18 protein-coding genes, 2 tRNA genes and 2 pseudogenes are annotated in these 24,119 nt (G+C 71.2%); 9 read left to right on the top strand and 13 right to left on the bottom strand.

Annotation, left to right across the window (positions count from 1 at the left end; all coding sequences use genetic code 11):
• Nucleotides 1-61 precede the first annotated feature (61 nt).
• Nucleotides 62-1,510: a peptidoglycan D,D-transpeptidase FtsI family protein gene (locus tag ACH4EB_RS03780; protein WP_398345642.1), complete on the bottom strand. Its 1,449-nt coding sequence runs from the start codon at nucleotides 1,508-1,510 to the stop codon at nucleotides 62-64.
• A gap of 339 nt (nucleotides 1,511-1,849) precedes the next feature.
• Between ACH4EB_RS03780 and ACH4EB_RS03785 the strand changes: the two genes are divergently transcribed.
• Entirely contained in the window at nucleotides 1,850-3,055 is a 1,206-nt protein-coding gene (locus ACH4EB_RS03785; RefSeq protein ID WP_398345747.1) for a hypothetical protein, read from the top strand.
• On the opposite strand, the gene ACH4EB_RS03790 is transcribed toward ACH4EB_RS03785, so the two are convergent.
• Nucleotides 3,021-5,660: a valine--tRNA ligase gene (locus ACH4EB_RS03790; RefSeq protein ID WP_398345643.1), complete on the bottom strand. Its 2,640-nt coding sequence runs from the start codon at nucleotides 5,658-5,660 to the stop codon at nucleotides 3,021-3,023. The two genes, ACH4EB_RS03785 and ACH4EB_RS03790, sit on opposite strands and share 35 nt — an antisense overlap.
• Before the next feature lie 158 nt (nucleotides 5,661-5,818).
• Between ACH4EB_RS03790 and ACH4EB_RS03795 the strand changes: the two genes are divergently transcribed.
• On the top strand, nucleotides 5,819-6,739 hold the full coding sequence (locus ACH4EB_RS03795; protein WP_398345644.1) for a hypothetical protein: 921 nt from the start codon (nucleotides 5,819-5,821) through the stop codon (nucleotides 6,737-6,739).
• A 37-nt stretch (nucleotides 6,740-6,776) separates the two neighbouring features.
• Nucleotides 6,777-7,724: a hypothetical protein gene (locus ACH4EB_RS03800; RefSeq protein ID WP_398345645.1), complete on the top strand. Its 948-nt coding sequence runs from the start codon at nucleotides 6,777-6,779 to the stop codon at nucleotides 7,722-7,724.
• Nucleotides 7,725-7,810: 86 nt separating this feature from the next.
• Here ACH4EB_RS03800 and clpX read toward each other — a convergent pair whose 3' ends face one another.
• The 5 genes from clpX to ACH4EB_RS03825 form a co-directional block, all read right to left on the bottom strand.
• A complete protein-coding gene (gene clpX / locus ACH4EB_RS03805; protein WP_398345646.1) occupies nucleotides 7,811-9,100 on the bottom strand; it encodes an ATP-dependent Clp protease ATP-binding subunit ClpX in 1,290 nt (429 codons plus the stop codon).
• A gap of 164 nt (nucleotides 9,101-9,264) precedes the next feature.
• Nucleotides 9,265-9,948: an ATP-dependent Clp protease proteolytic subunit gene (locus tag ACH4EB_RS03810; RefSeq protein ID WP_398345647.1), complete on the bottom strand. Its 684-nt coding sequence runs from the start codon at nucleotides 9,946-9,948 to the stop codon at nucleotides 9,265-9,267.
• Nucleotides 9,949-10,019: 71 nt separating this feature from the next.
• Entirely contained in the window at nucleotides 10,020-10,622 is a 603-nt protein-coding gene (locus ACH4EB_RS03815) for an ATP-dependent Clp protease proteolytic subunit (protein ID WP_030643979.1), read from the bottom strand.
• A gap of 324 nt (nucleotides 10,623-10,946) precedes the next feature.
• Entirely contained in the window at nucleotides 10,947-12,344 is a 1,398-nt protein-coding gene (gene tig, locus ACH4EB_RS03820; RefSeq protein WP_398345649.1) for a trigger factor, read from the bottom strand.
• Between the two features lie 292 nt (nucleotides 12,345-12,636).
• Nucleotides 12,637-12,713, bottom strand: a tRNA-Pro gene (locus ACH4EB_RS03825).
• 215 nt (nucleotides 12,714-12,928) lie between these two features.
• On the opposite strand from ACH4EB_RS03825, the gene ACH4EB_RS03830 reads away from it, so the two are divergent.
• Nucleotides 12,929-12,999 (top strand) — tRNA-Gly (locus ACH4EB_RS03830).
• A 249-nt stretch (nucleotides 13,000-13,248) separates the two neighbouring features.
• Nucleotides 13,249-13,626 carry an arsenate reductase family protein gene (locus ACH4EB_RS03835; protein WP_398345650.1) on the top strand — a complete coding sequence of 126 codons (378 nt, stop codon included), beginning with the start codon at nucleotides 13,249-13,251 and terminating at the stop codon, nucleotides 13,624-13,626.
• Between the two features lie 46 nt (nucleotides 13,627-13,672).
• Here the strand turns inward: ACH4EB_RS03835 and ACH4EB_RS03840 are convergent, their stop codons facing one another.
• Nucleotides 13,673-13,867, bottom strand: coding sequence for a hypothetical protein (locus ACH4EB_RS03840; protein WP_398345651.1), 195 nt, complete (start codon nucleotides 13,865-13,867; stop codon nucleotides 13,673-13,675).
• Between the two features lie 657 nt (nucleotides 13,868-14,524).
• On the opposite strand from ACH4EB_RS03840, the pseudogene ACH4EB_RS03845 reads away from it, so the two are divergent.
• Nucleotides 14,525-15,265, top strand: a pseudogene (locus ACH4EB_RS03845) (acyltransferase family protein); the annotation flags it as partial.
• 72 nt (nucleotides 15,266-15,337) lie between these two features.
• Here ACH4EB_RS03845 and ACH4EB_RS03850 read toward each other — a convergent pair.
• Nucleotides 15,338-16,129, bottom strand: a complete 792-nt coding sequence (locus ACH4EB_RS03850) for an ABC transporter ATP-binding protein (RefSeq protein ID WP_398345748.1) — start codon at nucleotides 16,127-16,129, stop codon at nucleotides 15,338-15,340.
• 311 nt (nucleotides 16,130-16,440) lie between these two features.
• Between ACH4EB_RS03850 and ACH4EB_RS03855 the strand changes: the two genes are divergently transcribed.
• Nucleotides 16,441-17,643 carry a cation:proton antiporter gene (locus tag ACH4EB_RS03855; RefSeq protein WP_398345652.1) on the top strand — a complete coding sequence of 401 codons (1,203 nt, stop codon included), beginning with the start codon at nucleotides 16,441-16,443 and terminating at the stop codon, nucleotides 17,641-17,643.
• A 110-nt stretch (nucleotides 17,644-17,753) separates the two neighbouring features.
• On the opposite strand, the pseudogene ACH4EB_RS03860 reads toward ACH4EB_RS03855, so the two are convergent.
• Nucleotides 17,754-18,197 (bottom strand): annotated as a pseudogene (locus ACH4EB_RS03860) (SRPBCC family protein); the annotation flags it as partial.
• A gap of 155 nt (nucleotides 18,198-18,352) precedes the next feature.
• Nucleotides 18,353-19,495, bottom strand: coding sequence for a PP2C family protein-serine/threonine phosphatase (locus tag ACH4EB_RS03865; RefSeq protein WP_398345653.1), 1,143 nt, complete (start codon nucleotides 19,493-19,495; stop codon nucleotides 18,353-18,355).
• A 127-nt stretch (nucleotides 19,496-19,622) separates the two neighbouring features.
• Between ACH4EB_RS03865 and ACH4EB_RS03870 the strand changes: the two genes are divergently transcribed.
• Nucleotides 19,623-20,852: a GNAT family N-acetyltransferase gene (locus ACH4EB_RS03870; protein WP_398345654.1), complete on the top strand. Its 1,230-nt coding sequence runs from the start codon at nucleotides 19,623-19,625 to the stop codon at nucleotides 20,850-20,852.
• Between the two features lie 63 nt (nucleotides 20,853-20,915).
• On the opposite strand, the gene ACH4EB_RS03875 is transcribed toward ACH4EB_RS03870, so the two are convergent.
• Entirely contained in the window at nucleotides 20,916-21,725 is an 810-nt protein-coding gene (locus ACH4EB_RS03875; RefSeq protein ID WP_398345655.1) for an Fpg/Nei family DNA glycosylase, read from the bottom strand.
• An 84-nt stretch (nucleotides 21,726-21,809) separates the two neighbouring features.
• Nucleotides 21,810-22,295, bottom strand: coding sequence for a ribose-5-phosphate isomerase (locus tag ACH4EB_RS03880; protein ID WP_398345656.1), 486 nt, complete (start codon nucleotides 22,293-22,295; stop codon nucleotides 21,810-21,812).
• 204 nt (nucleotides 22,296-22,499) lie between these two features.
• Here ACH4EB_RS03880 and ACH4EB_RS03885 point away from each other — a divergent pair, with 204 nt between their 5' ends.
• The gene (locus tag ACH4EB_RS03885) at nucleotides 22,500-24,002 is read left to right on the top strand and encodes an amino acid permease (RefSeq protein WP_398345657.1); all 1,503 of its coding nucleotides are present in this window, start codon (nucleotides 22,500-22,502) and stop codon (nucleotides 24,000-24,002) included.
• Nucleotides 24,003-24,119: the final 117 nt, after the last annotated feature.

Consider the following 24,119-nt stretch of genomic DNA (forward strand, 5'->3'; position numbering starts at 1 on the left):
CCGCTGTCGCGGCGGGCGGGCGCCGGCCCGCGGACGACGGTACCGGCGGCCCGCGCCCCCGCTACGACAGCGCCGCCTTCATCATCGCCTTGGCCACCGGAGCGGCCAGCCCGCCGCCCGAGATCTCGCTGCGGGCCGCGTCGCTGTCCTCGACCATGACGGCGACGGCCACCTGGTGGCCCCGGTCGTCCTTGGCGTACGAGACGAACCAGGCGTACGGGGTGCCCTTGTTGTCCACGCCGTGCTGGGCGGTGCCCGTCTTGCCGCCGACCGTCAGGCCGTCGATCTTGGCGTTGGAGCCGGTCCCCTCGTTCACGACGGTCTCCATGGACGACTGGAGCTGCTCGGCGGTGCGCTGCGAGACCGCCTTGCCGTACGTCCGCGGCTCGTACTGCTGGAGGGTGTTGCCGCCGCTGTCGGTGAGCTTGTCGACCATCTGCGGCGTCCGGAGTTCGCCGCCGTTGGCGATGGCCGAGGAGACCATGGCCATCTGGAGGGGCGTGGCGGTGTCGTTGAACTGGCCGATGCCGGACAGCGCGGTCTGCGCCTTGTCCATGCCCTGCGGGTAGAGGCTCTTGCCGGCCCGTACGGGGGTGTCCAGCCTGCCGTCGTTGAAGCCGAACTTCTCGGCCTGCGCGCGCACCTTGTCCTGGCCCAGGTCGGCGGCCAGCTTCGCGAAGACGGTGTTGCAGGAGTACTGGAGCGCGGTGCGGATGGTGGCGTTCTCGCAGGGGGCGGAGGCGCTCTCGTTCTTCAGCGTGGTGCGGGTGCCGGGGAGCGTGTACGGGTCGGGGCTGTCGGTGGCCTCGTCCACGGAGGAGTACAGGCCGTTCTCCAGGGCGGCCGCCGCGACGACCAGCTTGAAGGTGGAGCCGGGCGGGAGCGGCTGCCGCAGCGCGCGGTTGATCTCGGGGTGCTTCTTGTCGGCCGTCAGCTCCTTCCACGCCTGCTGGTCGCCGCTGCCGGAGCCGGCGAACTCACCCGGGTCGTAGGACGGGGTGCTGACCATGCCGAGGATCTTGCCGGTGGCCGGGTCGAGGGCGACCGCGGCGCCGGTCTTGCCGTCGAGCGCCTGGTAACCGGCCTTCTGCACCTTGGAGTCGATGGTGGTGGCCACGTCGCCGCCCTTGGGCCGCTGGCGGGTCAGCGCGTCGCCGGGGTTCTGCAGGCGGCTGTCGGAGCCGTCCAGGAGGTCGCCGTACAGGCTCTCCAACTGGTTGCTGCCGAAGATCTGCGAGGTGAAGCCGGTGACGGGGGCGTAGAGCGGACCGTTCTTGTACGTCCGCTTGTGCCTGAGGGTGCCGTCGGTGGCGGTGGAGCCGGTCACCGGCTGCCCGTCCACGAGGATATTGCCCAGCGGATTCGCGTACTTGGCGATGGAAACGCGTGGATTGTGCGGATCGTCCGAGAACGTGGACGCCTTGGCCCCCTGCAGCCAGGTGACCCACGCCAGCAGCGCGAGTATCAGCAGGATGCAGAAGACCGAGACGCGGCGCAGGGGTTTGTTCATGGGTGGCGCGGCTCCTCGTCGCTGGACGGTGTGTGCGGCCGGCTGGGTACGTTTCGCCGGAAACTCCCGATTGCGGGCCCATGGTCCCCCGTCTCGATGAGAGGCGGATGAGAACGCGGCGGCCGCCGTCCCACCGTGACGCACGCCTCCGATCGCCGTCCCGGAGCAACGCACCACCCCCCTGCCCGCATCTTCCCCGGCGGGCTCTGTGAGCCTTGACCGACACGAGGATCGAGGAAGTCCGGAAGAGACGGGCCCCGGGGGCGGCGTACGGCTGCCGGGCTCCGCCGGGCAGGGTGGGAGCTGAAGAGCGTGCGGGTGCCGGCCATCAGTCAGCGGATGCACTTGGTGCTGCTCACCGCGTGGACCGTGCTGTGGTTCGTCGTGGTCGAGCCGAACGGGGGGTTCTCCTGGCACTACCTGCGCACCGGCGGCGAGCTGATCTACCAGGGCTCGTCCGGCGACGGCACCGGCGGCCTCAACCTCTACGCCCACCACCCCGAACTCCAGATGGGCCCGGTCAGCTTCCTGGTGGCCGGCCTGTTCAACCCGTTCCCCGAGCACACCGGCCAGTTCCTGGCCGCGGCCCTGATGTCGCTGCTCGGCCTGGTGATCGTGGTGCTGGCGGGCCGCAGCGCCGCCTGGCACTTCCTGGGCACCGGCACCAACCACCAGCGGCTGCGGCAGCGCGTCCTGATAGCCGGCCTGGCGTTCATCCCCATGTGGATCGAGGTGTCGGTCCGCTTCGGGCACCTGGACGACGTGCTCGCCCTGTTCTTCACGGCGCTGGCCGTACGGTCGGTGACCCGTGGCAACGCCGCGCTCACCGGCGCCTTCCTGGCCCTGGCGATGGACTCCAAGCCGACGGCGCTGGCCTTCGTGCCGCTGCTGCTCGCCCTCCCGAGGGAGAAGTGGCTGCGCGCGGGGCTGTGGATGGCGGGCCTGGTCGCGGTGGCCTGGCTGCCGTTCTTCGTCGGTGACATGAATTCGTTCTCGGCGGCCAGGTTCGCCATTCCCAACCATCCGGCGTCCGCCCTGCGCTGGCTGGGCGTGGCCGCCCCGGAGACGCCCGGCTGGGACCGGCCCGCGCAGTTCGCGCTGGGCCTGCTGCTGGGCTGCCTGGCGGTGTGGCGGGGCCGCTGGGCCGCCGTCGTCCTGCTCGGCGCCAACGCCCGTATCGTCCTGGACCCCAGCGTCTACACGTACTACACCGCGTCCGTGCTGCTCGGCACGCTCCTGTGGGACGTCATCGGGCAGCGCCGGCTCGTGCCCTGGTGGAGCTGGCTGGCCCTGCTCATCCTGTACGGCAGTGTCTTCGCGGTGCCCGACGACTCGGCCCGCGGCCTGATCCGCCTGGCGTTCGTCGCGGTGTCCACCGCGTACGTGCTGCTGTGGCCGGTACGGGAACGCGGCGCCCGGCGCGGCTCGGGGGGACGGCGCAGGCCCCCCGCCCGTACGGACGAGGGGCCTGCGGAGGATCACGTGCCGGGGCCCGCCCCGGCGCCCGGCACTACGCCTTGGGCAGGGCCTCCAACTGCGCGCTGATGCGCACGATGTCGGCCTCGGCCGTCTCCAGCCGCGTACGGATCTTGGCGACGACGTGTTCCGGGGCCTTGCCCAGGAACGCCTCGTTGCCCAGCTTCGCGGTGGCCTGGGCCTTCTCCTTCTCGGCGGCGGCCAGGTCCTTCGACAGCCGCTTGCGCTCGGCCTCGACGTCGATGGCGCCCGACAGGTCCAGCGCCACCGTCGCCCCCGCGACCGGCAGCGACGCGGTGGCGGTGAAGCCCTCGTCCGCGGGCTGGAGGCGCAGCAGCGAGCGCATCGCGGCCTCGTGGGCGGCGAGCCGCGTACCGGCCAGGTCCAGCCGGGCCGGCACCTTCTGGCCGGGCTGGAGCCCCTGGTCGGACCGGAAGCGACGGACCTCGGTGACGACCTGCTGGACGGTCTCGATCTCCCGCTCGGCCGCCGCGTCACGGAAGCCGCTGTCGGCGGGCCACTCGGCGACCACCAGGGACTCCCGGCCGGTCAGTGTCGTCCACAGCGTCTCCGTGACGAACGGCACGACCGGGTGCAGCAGCCGCAGCGTGACGTCCAGGACCTCGCCGAGCACCCGCCGCGAGACGTCGGCGGCCGGGCCGCCCGCCATGAAGGTGGTCTTGGACAGCTCGACGTACCAGTCGAAGACCTCGTCCCAGGCGAAGTGGAAGAGGGCGTCCGACAGCTTGGCGAACTGGTAGTCGTCGTAGTACGCGTCCACCTCGGCGACGACCGTGTTGAGCCGGGACAGGATCCACCGGTCGGTTGCCGACAGCTCCTCGGCCGGGGGCAGCTCGCCCTCGACCGTCGCGCCGTTCATCAACGCGAAGCGGGTCGCGTTCCAGATCTTGTTGGCGAAGTTGCGCGAACCCTGGACCCAGTCCTCGCCGATCGGCACGTCCGTACCGGGGTTGGCGCCGCGGGCGAGGGTGAAGCGGACGGCGTCCGAGCCGTACTTGTCCATCCAGTCCAGCGGGTTGACCGCGTTGCCGAAGGACTTCGACATCTTCTTGCCGCGCTCGTCGCGGACCATGCCGTGCAGGGCGATGGTCTTGAACGGCGGGGTGCCGTCCATTGCGTACAGGCCGAACATCATCATCCGGGCGACCCAGAAGAAGAGGATGTCGTAGCCGGTGACCAGGACCGAGTTCGGGTAGAACTTGTCGACACTCTCGGTCTTCTCCGGCCAGCCGAGCGTGGAGAACGGCCACAGGCCGGACGAGAACCAGGTGTCCAGGACGTCCGTGTCCTGCGTCCAGCCCTCACCCGTCGGGACCTCGTCGTCCGGTCCGACGCAGACGACCTCACCGTTCGGGCCGTACCAGACCGGGATGCGGTGGCCCCACCAGAGCTGGCGCGAGATGCACCAGTCGTGGAGATTGTCGACCCAGCCGAAGTAGCGGGACTCCATCTCCTTGGGGTGGATGTCCACCCGGCCGTCGCGGACCGCGTCACCGGCGGCCTCGGCGAGCGGGCCGACCTTGACCCACCACTGCATGGACAGCCGGGGCTCGATGGTCGTCTTGCAGCGCGAGCAGTGGCCGACCGAGTGGGTGTACAGGCGCTTCTCGGCGACGATGCGGCCCTCGGCGCGCAGCGCGGCGACGATCGCGGAACGGGCCTCGAAGCGGTCCAGGCCCTCGAAGGGGCCGTGCGCGGTGATCACGCCGCGCTCGTCGAGCACCGCGAGGTTGGGCAGGTCGTGCCGGCGGCCGATCTCGAAGTCGTTCGGGTCGTGGGCCGGGGTGACCTTGACCGCGCCGGTGCCGAACTCGGGGTCGACGTGCTCGTCGGCGACGACCGGGATACGGCGGCCGGTCAGCGGCAGCTCGATCTCCGTACCGACCAGGTGCCGGTAGCGCTCGTCGTCCGGGTGGACCGCGACGGCGGTGTCACCGAGCATCGTCTCGGCGCGGGTGGTGGCGACGACAATGGACTGCTCGCCCTCGCCATAGCGGATCGAGACCAGCTCACCCTCGTCGTCCTGGTACTCCACCTCGATGTCCGAGATGGCGGTCAGACAGCGCGGGCACCAGTTGATGATGCGCTCGGCGCGGTAGATCAGCTCGTCGTCGTACAGCCGCTTGAAGATCGTCTGGACGGCCTTGGACAGGCCCTCGTCCATCGTGAACCGCTCACGCGACCACGCGACGCCGTCACCGAGGCGCTTCATCTGCCCGGAGATCTGCCCGCCGGACTCGCCCTTCCAGCGCCACACCCGCTCGACGAAAGCCTCCCGGCCCAGGTCGTGGCGCGAGACGCCCTCCTTGGCCAGCTCGCGCTCGACGACGTTCTGGGTGGCGATGCCGGCGTGGTCCATGCCGGGCTGCCACAGCGTCTCGTAGCCCTGCATCCGCTTCCGGCGGGTGAGGGCGTCGATCAGGGTGTGCTCGAAGGCGTGCCCGAGATGCAGCGACCCCGTGACGTTCGGCGGGGGGATGACGATCGTGTACGGCGGCTTCTCGCTCTTCTCGTCCGCCTCGAAATACCCCCGCTCCACCCAGCGCTCGTACAGCGGCCCCTCTACCTCGGCCGGCGCGTACTGGGTCGGCAGTTCAGTGGGGCTGCTGTTCGGCCCGCCGTCTCGGGGGCTCTGCTGAGTGTTCTCGGTCACGACGCTCAGTGTACGGGCGCACATGTCGCGGTCTCGAATCGGTTTGGCCCCCGGGGACCCGGCCGACAGCGGCGTCGTACAGGATGTTCGCGACGCATCAGCATCAGTTGTGACCGGTGTCATCGACGCCGTCAGTCGCCACGAGGGGAACCCGCTCCATGAGCTTCAACCAGCCGCCTCCCGGCCCGTACGGGCAGCCGCCCCAGCAGCCCGCTCCGTACGGGCAGCCGCCGCAGCAGCCCGCCGGGCAGCCCGGGTACGGTCACCCGCAGCACGGCGGCCAGGTCCCCCCGCAACAGCCCTACGGCTACCCGCAGCAGGCTCCCCAGCCCGGCCACCCCCAGCAGCCGTACGGCCCGCCGCAGCAGCCGGCCCCGTACGGGCAGCAGGCCGCCTACGGGCAGCAGCCGCAGAACGGCGGCAAGGGCAAGGGCATGAAGATCACCCTCGGCGTCCTCGCGGTGGCGGCGGTGGCGGGCATCGGCGTGGGCGCGTACTACGCGTTCGGACCGGGCGGGGACGTGAAGCCGTACACGGTCTCCCTGACGACCGCCGTCCTCGACGGTACGTTCACGAAGGTCCCGGGCAAGGCCGACAAGGACGAGAACCTGGCCGGCGACGCCGAGACCAAGGCGATGGGCATCACGGAGGCCAGGGGCGTCCAGGGCACCTACGCGAACGGCAGGAAGCAGCCGCTGGTCATCACCGCTGTCTACGGGAAGGTCGCCGACCCCAAGAGCGCGGTGAACAAGATGTTCGCCCAGTTCGACAAGAAGCTGGACAAGACGGACACCATGGGTGCGAAGGTGGAGACCGTCACCCCGGTGACGGAGTTCTCCCCCGACGGGTTCGACGGCTCGGTCATGAAATGCAAGGCGCTCAAGAGCACCGCGTCGAGGAGCGGCCTCACCGCGACCGCCACGGTGACGTACTGCGCCTGGGGCGACTCCAGCGCGGTCGGCGTGGTCATGAACAACGGGCTGGAGGCGCCCGCCAATGCCACGGGTCCCGCGTTCTCCGCCCAGGAGCTCTCCGAGAAGACCCACCAGATCCGCTCCGAGGTACGGCGCGAGAAGTGACCTCCGCGCCCGTGCCGGACCATCCCAGGGGGGACACATGAGCTTCGACCAACCGCCGCCGGGCCCCTACGGGAGCAGTGGGCAGCAGCCGCCGCAGCCGCACGGCGGGAGCTTCGGACCACCGCAGGGGCAGCCTCAGGGAGCGCCCCAGGGGCCGCCCCAAGGCCCGCCGTCCGGTCCGTACGGATACGGCGCGCCGCAGCAGCCCCAGGCCCCGCAGCAGCCGGCGCAGCCACCTCAGTTCCCGCAGTTCCCGCCGCCGGGGCCGCCCGGCCCGTCCGACGGCGGCAGCACCGGCAAGATCATCGCGGGGGTGACCGCCGGTGTCGTCCTCGTGGGCGCCATCATCGGCGGGGCCGTCATGCTCGTCTCGGGTGACGACAACGGCGGCCGCACCCGGGCCGACGGCAACAACTCGGCCGCGCCGACGGCCGGTTCGGACGCCGACGGCACGTCCGGGGAGCAGCCGTCCGCGGAGGACGGTGAGCGGCGGATGCGGCTGACGACGCCCCGGACGGTCGGCGACGGCGCGTACACGCTGGAGAAGGACAAGGCGGCGCTGGAGCGCGACGGCCTGAAGCTGGGCTCGCCGCCGCCCGGCATGACGCAGGAGATCGCCCGCTACCGCGGCACCCGCGACAGCCGGCCCACCGGCCTGATGATCTCCGGCGGGTACGGCACCATCTCCGACCCGGACACCGTGGTGAACGGCATGTTCCGCGGCGTCTCCAGTGGGGGCACCACGGTCGTCCGGCCGCGCGAGACGTTCCGGCCCGGCGGAGCCGGCGGCAACGTCAAGATCGACTGCGAGGTCGTCCGGAACCCGACGTTCGGCTACGCGCCGGTGTGCGGCTGGGCCGACGGCTCGACCGCCGCCGTGCTGCTCTACATGAACGGCGCGCTGCGCTCCGCCTCGGACGTCAACCTGTCGCAGTACGCGGACACCACCGCCGCGGTGCGCGGCGAGACCCGTACCCCGCGGTAGCCCGGGGCCGCGGACGAGCGAAAGGGCCGCCCGGCGACCGTGTCGCGGGGCGGCCCTCGCCGTCCGTGCGGGGGGAACGGACGGCGCTACGCGCTCTTCTCGTGATGCTCGCCCGACTCGCCGCCGCGGTTGCGCGGCACCAGCGTCGGGTTCACGTTGGAGTGGACGACCTCTTCGGTGATGACGACGCGGGCCACGTCCTTGCGGGACGGGACCTCGTACATCACCGACTGGAGGACCTCTTCCATGATGGCGCGCAGGCCGCGCGCGCCGGTGCCGCGCAGGATCGCCTGGTCGGCGATGGCCTCCAGGGCCGGGCGGTCGAAGTCCAGCTCCACGCCGTCCAGTTCGAACAGGCGCTGGTACTGCTTGACGAGCGCGTTGCGCGGCTCCAGGAGGATCTGGAGGAGCGCCGCACGGTCGAGGTTGTGCACCGAGGTCAGGACGGGCAGCCGGCCGATGAACTCCGGGATCATCCCGAACTTCACCAGGTCCTCCGGCATGACGTCCTGGAGCTGGTCCTTGGACTCGATCTCGCGTTTGGAGCGGATGTTGGCGCCGAAGCCGATGCCCTTGGCACCGGACCGGGCCTCGATGATCTTCTCCAGACCGGCGAACGCGCCGCCCACGATGAACAGCACGTTCGTCGTGTCGATCTGGATGAACTCCTGGTGGGGGTGCTTGCGGCCGCCCTGCGGCGGCACCGAGGCGGTGGTGCCCTCCAGGATCTTCAGCAGGGCCTGCTGGACGCCCTCGCCGGAGACGTCACGGGTGATCGACGGGTTTTCGCTCTTGCGGGCGACCTTGTCGATCTCGTCGATGTAGATGATGCCGGTCTCGGCCTTCTTGATGTCGAAGTCCGCGGCCTGGATCAGCTTGAGGAGGATGTTCTCCACGTCCTCGCCGACATAGCCGGCCTCCGTCAGCGCCGTCGCGTCGGCGAAGGCGAACGGGACGTTGAGCATCCGGGCGAGCGTCTGCGCGAGCAGGGTCTTGCCGGAGCCGGTGGGGCCGAGCAGCAGGATGTTGGACTTGCCGAGTTCGATGCCGTCGTCGCCGCCACGCGCGCCACCGTTCTCACCCGCCTGGACCCGCTTGTAGTGGTTGTAGACGGCTACCGAGAGCGCCTTCTTGGCGGGCTCCTGGCCTACGACGTAGCTCTCCAGGAACTCGTAGATCTCCCGGGGCTTGGGCAGTTCCTCCCAGCGGACCTCGGAGGTCTCGGCGAGCTCCTCCTCGATGATCTCGTTGCAGAGGTCGATGCACTCGTCGCAGATGTACACACCAGGCCCCGCGATGAGCTTCTTCACCTGCTTCTGACTCTTCCCGCAGAACGAGCACTTGAGCAGGTCGCCGCCGTCACCGATGCGTGCCACGAGGTGCTTCCCCTTCGCCTGGGATCCGCATTGCTCCGCGGACCCGGGTGCTTGCCTATCGACGGTACCTTGCCGGGCCCCCCGTACGGGCCCCCCTTGGACCGACTCGGTCAACCCGATCCAAGGGGGCGTGTATCACCGGCTCACTTCGCGACGGGTCGCGATCAGACCGAGGCGGCCGTCTTACGGGTCGAGACGATCTGGTCGACCAGACCGTACGCCAGGGACTCCTCGGCGGTCAGGATCTTGTCGCGCTCGATGTCGTCGCGGATCTTCTCGATCGGCGTGGTGGAGTGCTTGGCCAGCATGTCCTCCAGTTGCGTACGCATCCGGAGGATCTCGTTGGCGGCGATCTCCAGGTCGGACACCTGGCCGCGGCCGGTCTCGCTGTACGGCTGGTGGATCAGCACCCGGGCGTTGGGCAGCGCCATCCGCTTGCCGGGGGTGCCGGCGGCGAGCAGCACGGCCGCGGCGGAGGCCGCCTGGCCCATGCAGACCGTCTGGACGTCGGGCTTGACGAACTGCATCGTGTCGTAGATCGCGGTCAGCGCCGTGAAGGAGCCGCCGGGCGAGTTGATGTAGATCGAGATGTCCCGGTCCGGGTCCATCGACTCCAGGCACAGCAACTGCGCCATCACGTCGTTGGCCGACGCGTCGTCGATCTGCACGCCGAGGAAGATCACCCGCTCCTCGAAGAGCTTCGCGTACGGGTCGTACTCGCGCACGCCCTGCGAGGTGCGCTCGACGAAGCGCGGAACGATGTAGCGGGACTCGGCGGGCTGGCCCTGGAACTCCGCCTGCGGGGCGTCGGGGCGCTCGTAGAAGCTACGGCCGGGGAAGTTGTTCATCTGGAGGTTCACCGTCCTGGTGGCGGTCAGAAGAGGCTGGGGTCGGCTGCTGGGTGCGTCGTCCGGGGCGCTCAGGCCCCGGTGCCGCCCCCGCCCGGAACGCCCGCCGCGGTGGTCATGACGTCATCGATGAGGCCGTACGCCTTGGCCTCCTGCGGGTCGAACCAGCGGTCCCGGTCGGAGTCGCGGGTGATCTGCTCGACGGTCTGACCGGTGTGCTGGGCGGTCAGCTCGGCCATGCGCTTCTTGGTGTGCAGCAGCCGCTCGGCGTGGATCTTGATGTCCGACGCGGAGCCCGCCAGGCCCGCGGAGGGCTGGTGGATGAGGATCTCGGCGTTGGGCAGCGCGAAGCGCTTGCCCGGGGTGCCGGCGCTCAGCAGGAACTGGCCCATCGAGGCGGCGAGGCCCATGGCGATGGTGACCACGTCGTTCTTGATGTACTGCATGGTGTCGTAGATCGCCATGCCGGCCGAGATCGAGCCGCCCGGGCTGTTGATGTAAAGGAAGATGTCCTTGTCCGGGTCAGCGGCGAGGAGCAGCAGCTGCGCGGTGATCTTGTTGGCGATGTCGTCGTCGACCGGCTGGCCGAGGAAGATGATCCGCTCGCCGAGCAGCCGGTTGTAGACCTGGTCGCCGAGGCCACCGAAGGTCGGCTCAGCGGCGGCGGAAGGCATCGGGATCGTCACGTGTCCACCTGCTCGTTGTCGGACGGCCCAGGGCCGTCTCAGCGTCGTCTTCTGGGGCGTGGGGAGGGCGCGGCGTGCTCCGCCGGCGCCGTTTCGGCTACTCCCCTGCCCTCGTATCTACGGACCCTAACGCGCTGGTCGGCGGGCGCCATCCCGCATTGTCAACTGTTCGCTGTGAGCGCAGGCTCACGGGCGCCCACCGGCCCTGACGACGTACGGGCCCGAACACGCGGGCGTGGCGTGTTCGGGCCCGTACCTCTACTGGCACTGCGGGGCGGCCTGGGCCGCCCGTACCACCGGGGCGACCGGGGCTCAGCCCTCGGTCTTCTCGGCCTTCTCGGTCTTCTCGGTCTTCTCGGCGTCGGTGCCCTCGGCCTCGACGGTCTCGGCTGTCTCGTCCTCGTCGTCCAGGTCGACGACCTCACCGTTGGTGTCCTTGACCGTGGCGGCCTCGACGACGACCGCGAGGGCCTTGCCGCGGGCGACCTCGCCGACGAGCATCGGCACCTGGCCGCCCTCGACGACGGCCTGGGCGAACTGGTCGGGGGACATGCCGGAGGACTGCGCGCGGCGCATGAGGTGCTCGGTGAGCTCCTCCTGGCTGACGTTCAGCTTCTCCTTGTTGACCAGCTCGTCGAGGATGAACTGGGTCTTGATGCCCTTCTCGGCCTGCTCCTTGGTCTCGGCGTCGAACTCCTCCTCGGACTTGCCCTGGATCTCCAGGTACTTCGCGAGGTCGAGGCCCATCTGGCCGAGCTGGTGGTTGACCAGGTTGTGCTTGCGGGTCTCGATCTCGTCCGCGAGCAGCTTCTCCGGCATCGGGACCTCGACCAGCTTGAGCAGCTCGTCGAGGACCTTCTCCTGCGCCTGGGTGGCCTGGTCGTACTTCTTCATCTGGGCGAGGCGCTTGGCGCTGTCGGCGCGCAGCTCCTCCAGCGTGTCGAACTCGCTCGCGAGCTGGGCGAAGTCGTCGTCCAGCGCGGGCAGCTCACGGGCGGCCACGGCGGTGACGTCGACCTTGACCTCGGCCTCCTTGCCGGCGGCCGAGCCGCCCTTCAGCTCGGAGGTGAAGGTGCCGGACTCGCCGGCCTTCAGGCCCTTGACGGCGTCGTCGATGCCGTCAAGCAGCTCGCCGGAGCCGACGGTGTAGCTGACGCCCTGGGCGACGCCGTCCTCCAGCACCTCGCCGTCGACCTTGGCCTCCAGGTCGAGGGTGAGCACGTCGCCGTCCTCGGCGGCGCGCTCGACCGGGGAGGTGGAGGCGAAGCGGTCGCGAAGCTGCTCGACCGACTTGTCGATGTCCTCGTCCGACACCTCGACGGCGTCGACCTCGACCTCGATGCCGGAGTAGTCCGGGATCTCAAGCGTCGGGCGGATGTCGACCTCGGCGGTGAAGGCCAGCAGCTCGCCGTCCTTCAGCTCGGTGATGTCGACCTCGGGCTGACCGAGGACGTTCAGCTCACCCTCGTTGACCGCTTCGGTGTAGAACTTCGGGAGCGCGTCGTTGACGGCCTCCTCCAGCACGGCGCCGCGACCGAACCGCTGGTCGATGACGCGGGCCGGGACCTTGCCCTGGCGGAAGCCCTTCACCGTGACCTGCTGGTTGATCTTCTTGTACGCCGCGTCGAGGCTGGGCTTGAGCTCCTCGAAGGGCACCTCGACAGTGAGCCGAACCCGGGTCGGGTTCAGGTTCTCCACGGCGCTCTTCACGGTTCGGTCTCCTTGGGGCTGACTTCTGGGGTTCTGCTTGAGATCTGCCGACGCCTGGAGCCCAGGCGCCCTGCGGATCGCGCCCGGGAGAAAGACACACGGGCACGCAGCTTGCATAGTAACCGCAAGCGGGTTGGCACCCGCAATGTGATCTTGACAGGCCGCTTACGGGCCCATCGGAACGGGCCTCGGAAAGGGCCGTACGGCCGGGGCGTGCCGCGCCCGGGGAAGCCGCACGGCCGGCCGGCCCGGGGGCCGGGGCGCCGTACGGCTGAACGTGGGGAAAACCTGCTGGTCGGGGTGGCCGGATTCGAACCGACGACCTTCCGCTCCCAAAGCGGACGCGCTACCAAGCTGCGCCACACCCCGTCGGTGCGACACGTAGGGTACATGGCCGTGGACGGTACGGCTGCCGGATATCCCCGGGCACGGCCCCGGACGCGGGGGGCGCACGGCGGACGAACGGGGGCGCGCGGGGCCCGGACGGGCTGCCGCGACGGGCGGGAACGGGGCGGAGTGTGCGGCGGGCCCGGGTGACCCGCTACGATGCACTGCGTGCCGCGGTCACCCGACCGGCGGCGCATGCGGGCGTAGCTCAATGGTAGAGCCCCAGTCTTCCAAACTGGCTACGCGGGTTCGATTCCCGTCGCCCGCTCCGATGGTTCAGGGCCAGGTCCGAGGTGCATTTCTCGGCCTGGCCCTGAACGTTTTCCGGAAGGGCGCAGCCCGGTGCCGCCGGGCCGACCGCGCACCGCGATGAATCGTGAGCCCGGAGCCGGTGCCCGGGCCCCGACCGTGCCCCGTCCGCCGCCGGAGCCCGGCAGCGTCCCGTCGCCGCGGCCGGTTCTGGTCATCCGCGCACCGGGTCGGACCGGTCCCCGGCGGGCCTCACTAAGGTGTCGGCATGGAGATCTGGCTCAATCCCGCGTGCTCCAAGTGCCGTGGCGCCGTCCAACTGCTGGACGCGGAAGGGGCGCACTACACGGTGCGCCGATATCTCGAACAGCCGCCGACCGCCGCGGAGTTGCGGGAGGTGCTGGAGCGGCTGGGACTGGAGCCGTGGGACATCACGCGCACGCAGGAGGCCGAGGCGAAGGAGCTGGGGATCGGCGCCTGGGAGCGTTCGGACGCCGCGCGGGATCGCTGGATCGAGGCGCTGGCCGAGCGGCCGCGGCTGATTCAACGGCCGATCATCACGGCGGACGACGGCACGGCGCTGGTCGGGCGCAGCGAGGAGGCCGTGCGGGAAGCGGTCGCGCGGAGCGGACGCGGCGACCGCTGATCGTCCCGGCCGGGCCCGTACGCCGTGGGGCGGGGCCCGGGCGGCGCTAGAAGCTGATGTTGTTGATCGTGTCGGCCACCGAGTTCAGGAACCGGTTGATGGACGGCGCGATGCCGGTGGAGGCGAGGAAGAAGCCGAAGAGGATGGCGACGATCGCCGGACCCGCCTTGAGCGACTTGCCGCGTATCAACACGATCATGATGATGCCCAACAACAGCACGACGGACAGCGAAAGAGCCACAACTGATCACACCCTCGGTCGGAACGCCTGGCCGGCCCCGGAAGTGTGCAGCCGCGCACACCCCCGCTCGGCACCATCGTGCCACCAAGTCACTGCCCAGTGGAGGCGGGTGGCGAATCATCGGCCAAGGCTTTGCCGGCGCCCCGGACGACCGCACCGCCGGGTACGGGCGGACGCCGGTCCGCCGCACGGGAATTGACGCCGCGGAACGCATTCGGCGGCGGGGCCGGAACCGTTCGCGGCGCCTGGCCGGATGACGCCGTACCGCCCGACCCCCTTTTGTGCACACGTGAATTCATGCGGCACGCGCCCGGTCGACGGGCGTCCACCGCACCGACATACCGGCAGCGAAGCGGACATCACCCCCGGGTCCACGACGAAGCATATGCCCTCGCATAAGTGGACGACGCACCCCTGGGACAGATATTCGACGGGTCTCCGGAAAAGGCGCGAAAGCCCGCCCGGACTGCCCGGTGACGACCCCCGCAAGGGGCATTCCCACCGCACCATGCCCGTATTTCCCATTCGGCAGCACCTATGCGGCGGAGAAGGTGTTACGCATTCCCGGGACGTCACTAGGGTGCGTCAGGTGTTTCCCGCTGCGCCGGCCCCACGACGTGTGCTCCCCCGGCCGCCGGGAAGCGGCGGCGGAGGCGGGTGCCCCGGGCTCCGCGAGGGGCCGGGCGGCCCGTGGCGAAGGCCGCGCAACCCGCTGCCGGGGGCGGGCGGGACGCCTTCTTCGACAATGCGAAGCATCTGGCGATCGTCCTGGTCGCCCTGGGGCATTCAGGGGAGCCGCTGACCGGTCAGGGCCGTGCCGCCGGGGCGCTCCACATGACGGTGTACGTCTTCCACATGCCGGCGTTCATCATCGTCTCCGGGTATTTCTCGCGCGGTTTCGATCTGCGTACGGACCGGCTGCAACGGCTGATCACCGGCGTCGTGGTGCCGTACGTCGTCTTCGAGACCGCCTATACGCTCTGCGCGCGCTGGGCGGACCACGACCCGGACCTGCCGATCAGCCTCCTGGGCCCCTGGTATCTGACGTGGTTCCTGGCCGCGCTGTTCGTGTGGCGGCTCACCACTCCCCTGGGGCGGATCGTGCGGTGGCCGGTTCCGCCGACGCCGGCCGTCGCCGTCCCGGCCTCCGTGTCCCCGGAGGTCGGCGACGACCTCGACATGCAACGGCTGCTCCGGTTCCTGCCGTTCTTCGTCCTGGGGCTGAACCTGAGACCCGGGCACTTCGCGCTGGTCCGGCGGCGCGCGGTGCGGATCGCGGCGGTGCCGGTTCTCGCGCCCGCCGTGGTGCCGGCCTACTGGGCGGTGCCGCGGATGACCTGGGCGTGGTCCTACCACCGGGAGAGCGCGCAGGAGCTGGGGGCGCCCTGGTGCGCGGGGGCGTTCCGGAAGGAGCCGGCGCTCGTGGCACGCGGCCGGTGAGCGCCGGGCCCCGGATCGCCGCCGGCCCCCTCAGGCCACCGCTCGCCGCGCGCGGCCGGTGAGCGCCGCCATCCGGGCCGCGACCTGCTCGGGCGAGGGCCGTTCCAGGCTGTCGGCGAGCGCGCCGTCGGCGAGGAAGAGGACACGGTCGGCCCAGGAGGCCGCCACCGGGTCGTGGGTGACCATGACGACCGTGGTGCCGAGCCGGTCGGCCGCGTGCCGCAGCAGGCCGAGGACCTCGGCGGCGGTGCCGGCGTCGAGCGCGCCGGTGGGCTCGTCGGCGAAGACCACGTCCGGGGCGGTGACCAGCGCGCGGGCGATGGCGACGCGCTGCTGCTGTCCGCCGGAGAGCTGACCGGGGCGCCGTCCGGCGTGCTCGCCGAGGCCGACCCGGGCGAGCGCCTCGGCGGTGCGCCGCCGGTCGGCGCGCTGCCCCGCGAGCCGCATCGGCAGGGCGACGTTCTGCTCGACGGTCAGCGACGGCAGCAGGTTGAACGCCTGGAAGACGAAGCCGAGGCGTTCGCGGCGCAGGGCGGTGAGCCGGTTCTCCCGCATCCGGGTGAGGTCCGTGCCGCCGATGCGGACCGTGCCGCCGGTCGGCCGGTCCAGGCCCGCCGCGCACTGGAGGAACGTGGACTTCCCGGACCCGGAAGGGCCCATCACGGCGGTGAAGCTGCCGTGGGGCAGGGCGAGATCGATGCCGCGCAGGGCGTGCACGGCGCCCGCCCCGCGCCCGTACTGCCGCCGGACGCCGCGCAGCTCCACGGCGCAGGAGCCGTCCTCCCGCCCCCGCCCGTCCCGGTGCTTGTCGCGCAGGTCCATCGTGCCGTCCTTCGTCTCGTACGTCCGGTCGCCTGTTGACCGTACGGAGCGGGGGTGAACCTGGGCCATGGCGGCTGCCGGTCACTCCGGGGTGGGGAAAACCCCAGGCAGGGCCGACGGGAGAGGTCCCGGAGGCGGATCGGTGAAGGAGTGGACGGGAGCCGGTGAGGTGTGTGGCGAGCGCAGGCGCGCCGGGCCCGAAAAGTCGTTTGGTAAACTAACTACTGACGCTTTCTTGACTCCCCCTTGACCGAACACCGTCCGGCCGTACCTCTGGAGGAGCCATCGGACACGCAGAAACCCTCCTCGCGATGGGCGGGGCCTTCCTGGCCGCGGCCGTCCTCGCCCGCCTGGGCAGCCGTATCGGGCTCCCCACGATCCCCCTGTTCATCCTGGCCGGGATACTGCTCGGCCCGCACACCCCCGGCGTCTCCCTGGTCGACGACCCGCACGAGCTGGAGATGCTCTCCCTGCTGGGTCTGGTGCTGCTGCTCTTCTACCTCGGCCTCGAATTCCACATGGACGACCTCAAGGAGGGCGGCCGCAGGATGGCCGTCGCCGGGGCCGCCTATCTGGCGCTGAACGTCGGCGCGGGCCTCGGCTTCGGCTTCGCGGTCGGCTGGGGCACCTCCGAGGCGCTGGTCCTGGCCGGTGTGCTCGGCATCTCCTCGTCCGCGATCGTCACCAAGGTCCTGATGGACACCGGCCGACTCGGCAACCCGGAGACCAAGCCGATCCTCGGCATCATCGTGGTCGAGGACATCTTCCTCGCGCTCTACCTGGCCGCCCTCCAGCCGGTGATCTCCGGCGCCGACTCGATGGCCTCGGCGGTCCTCGACGCCGGCAAGGCGTTCGGGTTCCTGCTGCTGCTCGCGGTGGTCGCCCGCTGGGGTACGACGGTGATCGGCAAGCTGATCGCCACCAAGGACAACGAGCTGCTGGTCATCTCCTTCCTCGGTGCCGCCGTCTTCGTGGCGGGCGTCTCGGAGTGGTTCGGCGTCGCGGACGCGATCGGCGCGTTCATGGTCGGCCTGATGCTCGGCAGCACCGGCTCGGGCAAACGGATCATGGAGCTGGTGCACCCGCTGCGGGACGCCTTCGGCGCGATTTTCTTCTTCGCCTTCGGCCTGTCCATCGACCCCGGCGACCTGCCGTCGGTGGTGTGGCCGGTACTGATCGCGGTGGCGCTGACGCTGGTGATGAACGTGGCCGCGGGGCTGGTCGCCGCCCGGATCTACGGCTTCGGGCCGCGTCCGGCCGCGAACATCGCCACCGCGCTGCTCGCCCGCGGCGAGTTCGCGCTGATCCTGGCGACGATGGCGGCGGGCGCCGGGCTGGACGAGCGGCTGGCGCCGTTCATCGCCGGGTACGTACTGATCCTGGCCGTACTGGGGCCGCTGGCGGCCGGCCGGTCCGGGTGGCTGGCGCGGATCCTGCCGGGCGGCGGGCGGCCCGGCCCCGACGCGCCGGCGGGCGGCGGGCGGCCCGAGCCCGCGGCCGCCGGGCGGAGCTGACGCTCACCGCCGCCCGGTGGGCCCCACGGTCACGGAGGTCACGACGGGCTCCAAGGTCACGGCAGACCCCGCGGCCACATCGGTCACGGAGGTCACAGCGGTCACAGCGGTCACGGCATGGTCCAGGGCTCGCGCGGCAGCGGGCGACCGGTCTCCAGCAGCGTCTTGAGGTTGGCGAGCACCGCGTACCAGCCCCCGGCCGCCGCGTCCCGCTCGGCCTCGTCGGCCAGGCCCTCGTGCGTCAGGGTCAGCCGGACGATCTCCCCGTACGGCTCGGTGGCGAACGTCACGGTGGAGACGCCGGGCCCGGCCGGCTCCGCCCCCGCGCCGGGCTCCGCCCACGTGGTCACCAGCCGCGTGGGCGGACTGCTCGCCACGACCGTGCCCTCGACGTCGGCGATGCCCGACCCGTCGGTACGCCGGTGCTCCCAGCGGGAGCCGGGCTGCCAGTCGGAGATGTTGCTGTGCCCCCAGTAGACGGCGGTCGCGTCGGCGTCCGTAAGGGCGTGCCAGACCTTTTCCGGCGTGCTCTCGATGTACGTGACACAGCCGAAGGTGAGGGTGCCGGCCATGGGGGTCCTCCGTGGGGCGGTCGAGGGCCGGCCTCCGTGCGGCGCGACGGGGCCGGGGCGGCACGGCCCCGGCCGCCCCGTGTTCACCGGGGTCGGCGGCGTGCGGATCCGGGCCGGGTCCGGCACCACCGTACGGTTCAGTCGCGGCAGATCAGCAGCAACGCGCGGTCGTCGTTCACGTCCTTGGCCACGGCTTCGATCAGATGCCAGGCGGCACCGGCGAAGCCGCGGGCCACATAGCGGTCGGCCTCGCCGGTCAGCCGGTCGATGCCCTCCGCGATGTCCCGGTCAGCGGCCTCGACCAGGCCGTCCGTGAAGAGCATCAGCACGTCACCGGGGCGCAGGGTCCCCTTGACCGGGTCGAACTGCGCCCCGTCGTACACCCCGAGCAGCGGCCCCTCCGCCGCCTTCTCCTCCCAGCGGCCGGTGCCCGCGCTGAGCTGGAGGGCGGGCAGGTGCCCGGCCGACAGCAGCTCGTAGTCGCCGGATTCCAGGTCCAGGACGAGGTGGATGGAGGTGGCGAAGCCCTCGTCCCAGTCCTGGCGCAGCAGGTAGCCGTTGGCGGCGGGCAGGAAGCCGTGCGGCGGCAGTGAGCCGAGAAGCCCGCCGAAGGCGCCGGACAGCAGCAGCGCGCGGGAGGCCGCGTCCATGCCCTTGCCGGACACGTCGGTCAGCACGACTTCGAGGATGTTGCCGCCGTGCGTGCGGGAGGCCACCACGAAGTCGCCGGAGAAGGACTGCCCGCCGGCCGGGCGCAGTGCCATCTCGCGGTGCCAGCCGGCCGGCAGCTTGGGCAGCTTGCTCTGGACGCGGATACGTTCACGCAGGTCGAAGAGCATCGTGCCGCCGCGCCGCCACGGCACCCCGACCCGGCTGCGGAACTGCGCGATCAGCAGTCCGGACAGGCCGACCGCCGCGACCACCAGGACCGTGCCCGGGGTGATCCGGTCGCGGCCCTGGTCGTACGGGCCGAGCAGCGATGCCTCGACGATCAGCGCGGCGGCGGACGTGCCGTACAGGGCGAGCAGGTTGGCGGGGCGCAACAGCAGGCCGCCGGCGATGACCGGCAGGACCAGCGCGGTGGGCGCGATCCAGTCGGGGCGCCAGACGGTGCCGCAGGCGATGGCGGGAATGGCGATCAGGAGGGCGACCAGGGCGATCCAGTCGGAGCCGTCACCGCGGAAGTAGTCGACCCCGGCCTTGCGCACGCTGACGCGGGCCCGGTGCACCGCCTTGCGCCACCGGGCCGTCAGGGACTCCGCTCCCGAGCTGCTCGCCATTGTTCTGGGACCTTATCCACCCGTTCGGCGGCGCGTCGATTCGCGGCACGCCGCCCGGTGCAATCGCCGGGAAACGGCGTTCGAAAAACGGTCGCGCGGGCGGAAGATGTCCTGCTACCCATGGCATATGGCGACCGAGTTGCGGGAGTTGCGTCCGGACGAGTGGGACGACTGGTACGGCAAGCTGGAACGCGCGTTCGGCGGCACCCCGGAAGCCCCCGAGGAGCGCGCCCTCTGGCGGGACCTCGGAGAGCCCGAGCGCTGCCTGACCGTCCGGGACGCCGGCGAGGTGGTGGGCACGGCGGGGGCGTTCTCCTTCCGGATGTCGCTGCCCGGCGGCGCGGTCGTGCGGGTGCCCGGCGTGACGCTGGTCAGCGTGCAGCCCACGCACCGGCGGCGCGGCATCCTGCGCGCGATGATGCGGCACCAGCTCGCGGACTTCCGGGCGCGGCGCGAGCCGCTGGCCGTGCTGACCGCCTCCGAACCGGCCATCTACGGGCGCTTCGGCTACGGCAAGGCATCCGAGGCGGTGAGCATGACCCTGGACACGCCGCGCCTGCGGGTCGCCGTGCCGGACGGCGCCGACGACGTGCGGCTGCGGCTGGTCGACCCGGAAGCCGGGCTGGCGGACTGCGAGAAGGTGTACGAACAACTGGTCGCCGGCCGTCCCGGGATGCTCGCGCGGCAGCCCGGCTGGGAACGGCTGCCGCTGCTCGACCCGGAGGCCGACCGGGACGGGGCCGGGCCGGTGCTGTGTGTGCTGGCCGAGGTGGCCGGAGAGGTGCGCGGGTACGCGCGCTACGCGGTCAAGGCCGCGTGGAACGGGGGCGGTCCGGACGGGACGGTGGTCCTGCGGGACGTCGAGGCGCTGGACCCGGTCGTCTACGCGGCGCTGTGGCGCTATCTGTTCGGCATCGACCTGACGTCTCGGCTGACGGTGCGCAACCGGCCGGCCGACGATCCGTTTCTGCACCTGGTGGACGACGTGCGGCGCTGCCGGGTCGTGGTGCGCGAGTCGCTGTTCGTCCGGCTGGTGGAGGTCGGCGAGGCCCTGGCGGCGCGGACGTACGCGGCGCCGCTGGACGTGGTCCTCGACGTGACGGACCCGTTCTGCCCATGGAACGAGGGCCGGTGGCGGCTGACCGGCGACGCGAAGGGCGCCTCCTGCGAGCGGACGACGGATCCGGCCTGCCTCGCGCTGTCCGTGCGGGAGCTGGGGGCCGCGTATCTGGGCGGCTTCGGCCTGGGTGCGCTGGCCACGGCGGGACGGGTGCGCGAACTGCGGCCCGGCGCGCTGCGGGAGGCGTCGGTGGCGTTCGGGACGCAGCTCAAGCCCTGGCTGCCGCACGGGTTCTGAGAGGGGCGCGCGGCCCGTGTCCCACATGGGCCGGCAGGTGGTCGACGGGGCACGGCCCCTGTCTCACCTCGGCTGGCAGGTGGGGCACCAGAAGAGGTTGCGGTTGGCCAGGTTCGCGGTGCTGATCTCGGAGCGGCAGATGTGGCACCGCTGGCGGGCGCGGCGGTAGACGTAGACCTCGCCGCCGTGGTCGTCGACGCGCGGCGGGCGGCCCATGGCCTCGGGGAGGTGTGCGGCGCGTACCGTGTCGATGCGATTGTGCCGTACGCCCTCACGCATCAATGCGACCAGGTCCGCCCAGATGGCGTCCCATTCGGACCGGAGCAGATCACGCCCGGCGCGGTACGGGTCGATGCCGTGCCGGAAGAGCACCTCGGCGCGGTAGACGTTGCCCACGCCCGCGATCACCTTCTGGTCCATCAGCAGCGCGGCGACCGACGTACGGCTGCGGGAGATCCGGGCCCAGGCCCGCTCGCCGTCGTCCCCGGGGCGCAGCGGGTCGGGGCCGAGCCGGTCGTGTATCGCCTGCTTCTCGGCGTCGGTGAGCAGCGCGCAGGCGGTGGGCCCGCGCAGATCCGCGTACGCGGTGTCGTCGGCCAGCCGCAGCCGCACGGTGTCGGCGGGCGGCGGCGCCGGGGCGTCGCCGAAGGCCAGCTTGCCGAAGAGACCGAGGTGGATGTGGACCCACCCGGTGGGCCCGAAGCCGAGGAAGAGGTGCTTGCCGTGTGCCTCGGCGGTGGTCATGACCTGGCCGTCGACGAGCGCCGCGCTGTCGGAGAACTTGCCCTGGGGGCTGCTCGCCCGGACCGGCGCGCCCTCGAAGAGCGCACGGTGGTCCAGCGCGAGGCGGTGGATCGTGTGCCCCTCGGGCATGGGTCGACGCCTCCTCGGCGGGGTGGAAGGGACCGTACGGCGTCCGCCCGCGCCGGCGGCGGCGCGGGCGGACGGCGGGTGGGCTCAGCCCTGCGGGTGGTGGGCCGGGATGGCCGGCAGCTCGCCGGTGGTCTCGTAGCGGGCGAGCATCTCGATGCGGCGGGTGTGCCGCTCCTCGTTCGAGTACGGCGTGGCCAGGAACGCCTCGACGAACGCCGTCGCCTCGTCCTGGGTGTGCATCCGGCCGCCGACCGAGATCACGTTGGCGTTGTTGTGCTCACGGCCGAGCTTGGCGGTCTCCTCGCTCCACGCCAGCACGGCCCGTACGCCCTTGACCTTGTTGGCGGCGATCTGCTCGCCGTTGCCCGAGCCGCCGATGACGACACCCAGGCTCTCCGGGTCGGCGGCGGTCCGCTCGGCGGCGCGCAGACAGAACGGCGGATAGTCGTCCACGGCGTCATAGATGTGCGGGCCGCAGTCGACGGGCTCGTGGCCGTGGGCCTTGAGCCACTCGACGAGGTGGTTCTTCAGTTCGAAACCGGCATGGTCGGAGCCGAGATACACGCGCATGTGCCGAGTGTTGCACGGACGTGTGCCCCGCCGGGCCGGGGGTAGGTGCCGCCGGGTCCCCCGGCCGCCCTACGTGCGGTGTACACGCGGCGCCCCGCGGAAATGAGATCCACGCAACGATCCGGATCCAGATCTTCCAAAACGGCCGTTAACGCAGTTCTAATGCGGGGACTCGACACCGAGAACCACAGAAGGACGGTGCACATGGGCGCGCATCCGCCGACCATGAACGCGGGCAAGACCGCCGGTGACCCCGGCGCCGGCCCCGGCGGAGGCCAGTCTCCCGACGGTCTTCAGGCAGGTCTCAAGAACCGCCATCTGTCGATGATCGCCATCGGCGGGGTGATCGGCGCGGGCCTCTTCGTGGGCTCCGGCGCCGGCATCGCGGCCGCCGGCCCCGGCATCCTGCTCTCGTACGCGCTGACCGGCCTGCTGGTCGTCCTGGTGATGCGGATGCTGGGCGAGATGGCCGCCGCCTCCCCCACCTCCGGCTCGTTCTCCGCGTACGCGGACCGGGCGCTGGGCCGCTGGGCGGGCTTCACCATCGGCTGGCTGTACTGGTTCTTCTGGTCGGTCGTGCTGGCCGTCGAGGCCACCGCCGCCGCCTCGATCCTCACCGGCTGGGTCCCCGCCGTCCCGCAGTGGGCGTGGGCGCTGCTGGTGATGATCGTGCTGACCGGCACCAACTTGATCTCGGTCGGCTCGTTCGGCGAGTTCGAGTTCTGGTTCGCCGGCATCAAGGTCGTCGCGATCGTGGTGTTCATCGTGATCGGCGCGCTGGCGATCTTCGGGCTGCCGCCCGGCGACCACGCGGTGGGGCTGACGAATCTGACCGGCCACGGCGGGTTCCTGCCGAACGGGCCCGGCGCGATCCTCTCCGGCATGCTGCTGGTGGTCTTCTCCTTCATGGGCAGCGAGATCGTCACCCTGGCGGCCAGCGAGTCGCCGAACCCGGTGCAGGCCGTCCGCAAGGCCGTCAACAGCGTCATCTGGCGGATCGCGCTCTTCTACATCGGCTCGATCGCGGTGATCGTGACGTTGCTGCCGTGGGACGACCCGGCGCTCGACAAGAGCCCGTACGTGGCCGTGCTGCGGTCGCTGGACATCCCGGCGGCCGGCACCGTCATGGACATCGTGGTGCTCACCGCCGTGCTGTCCTGCCTGAACTCCGGCCTCTACACGGCCTCCCGGATGGCGTTCTCGCTCGGCGAGCGCGGCGACGCGCCGAAGTCCTTCGCCCGGGTGAACAAGGGCGGCGTCCCGGCGACCGCCATCTGGGCGTCGGTGGCCTTCGGCTTCGTCGCGACGATCTTCAGCTACACCTCGAAGGACACCGTCTTCGAGTTCCTGCTGAACTCCTCCGGAGCGGTGGCGCTCTTCGTCTGGCTGGTCATCTGCTTCTCGCAGCTCCGGATGCGCAAGGTCATCGAGCGGGAGATGCCGGAGCGGCTGACCGTACGGATGTGGTTGTACCCGTACCTGACGTACGCGACGATCGCGCTGATCCTCTTCGTCGTCGGCTACATGTTCTACAACCCCGACGGGCGCAAGCAGATGGTGCTGTCGGTGGTCGCGGCCGTGGTCGTGCTGATCCTCGGCCTGGTGCTGGACCGCCGGCGGCGCGCCAAGGGCGGCGCCGGTCCGGTGGACGGCGGCGGCCCGGCGGGGCAGCAAGACGTCCGGAAGGACACCTTGACCCGGTCGTAGACGCGCAGGGTGGCGGCGGTCCTGGGCGTGGGCCGCCCCACGGGGGAGCACGGGCCGTACGGGATGTACGGCCGGTACCGGAGGTACGCCCGCGGAACGCGGCCGGGCCCCGTACCG

Origin of the sequence: Streptomyces sp. NPDC018045 (assembly GCF_044327445.1) — a bacterium.
Classification (GTDB): Bacteria; Actinomycetota; Actinomycetes; order Streptomycetales; family Streptomycetaceae; genus Streptomyces.

Bases quoted from the DNA above. Each gene is read 5' to 3' on its own strand.
- ACH4EB_RS03795 (WP_398345644.1), top strand. From the start codon at position 5,819: ATGAGCTTCAACCAGCCGCCTCCCGGCCCGTACGGGCAGCCGCCCCAG.
- ACH4EB_RS03810 (WP_398345647.1), bottom strand. From the start codon at position 9,948: ATGAACAACTTCCCCGGCCGTAGCTTCTACGAGCGCCCCGACGCCCCG.
- ACH4EB_RS03875 (WP_398345655.1), bottom strand. From the start codon at position 21,725: ATGCCCGAGGGGCACACGATCCACCGCCTCGCGCTGGACCACCGTGCG.
- ACH4EB_RS03785 (WP_398345747.1), top strand. From the start codon at position 1,850: ATGCACTTGGTGCTGCTCACCGCGTGGACCGTGCTGTGGTTCGTCGTG.
- ACH4EB_RS03885 (WP_398345657.1), top strand. From the start codon at position 22,500: ATGGGCGCGCATCCGCCGACCATGAACGCGGGCAAGACCGCCGGTGAC.
- ACH4EB_RS03855 (WP_398345652.1), top strand. From the start codon at position 16,441: ATGGGCGGGGCCTTCCTGGCCGCGGCCGTCCTCGCCCGCCTGGGCAGC.
- ACH4EB_RS03835 (WP_398345650.1), top strand. From the start codon at position 13,249: ATGGAGATCTGGCTCAATCCCGCGTGCTCCAAGTGCCGTGGCGCCGTC.
- ACH4EB_RS03880 (WP_398345656.1), bottom strand. From the start codon at position 22,295: ATGCGCGTGTATCTCGGCTCCGACCATGCCGGTTTCGAACTGAAGAAC.
- ACH4EB_RS03800 (WP_398345645.1), top strand. From the start codon at position 6,777: ATGAGCTTCGACCAACCGCCGCCGGGCCCCTACGGGAGCAGTGGGCAG.
- ACH4EB_RS03780 (WP_398345642.1), bottom strand. From the start codon at position 1,510: ATGAACAAACCCCTGCGCCGCGTCTCGGTCTTCTGCATCCTGCTGATA.
- ACH4EB_RS03815 (WP_030643979.1), bottom strand. From the start codon at position 10,622: ATGCCTTCCGCCGCCGCTGAGCCGACCTTCGGTGGCCTCGGCGACCAG.
- ACH4EB_RS03870 (WP_398345654.1), top strand. From the start codon at position 19,623: ATGGCGACCGAGTTGCGGGAGTTGCGTCCGGACGAGTGGGACGACTGG.
- ACH4EB_RS03865 (WP_398345653.1), bottom strand. From the start codon at position 19,495: ATGGCGAGCAGCTCGGGAGCGGAGTCCCTGACGGCCCGGTGGCGCAAG.
- ACH4EB_RS03850 (WP_398345748.1), bottom strand. From the start codon at position 16,129: ATGGACCTGCGCGACAAGCACCGGGACGGGCGGGGGCGGGAGGACGGC.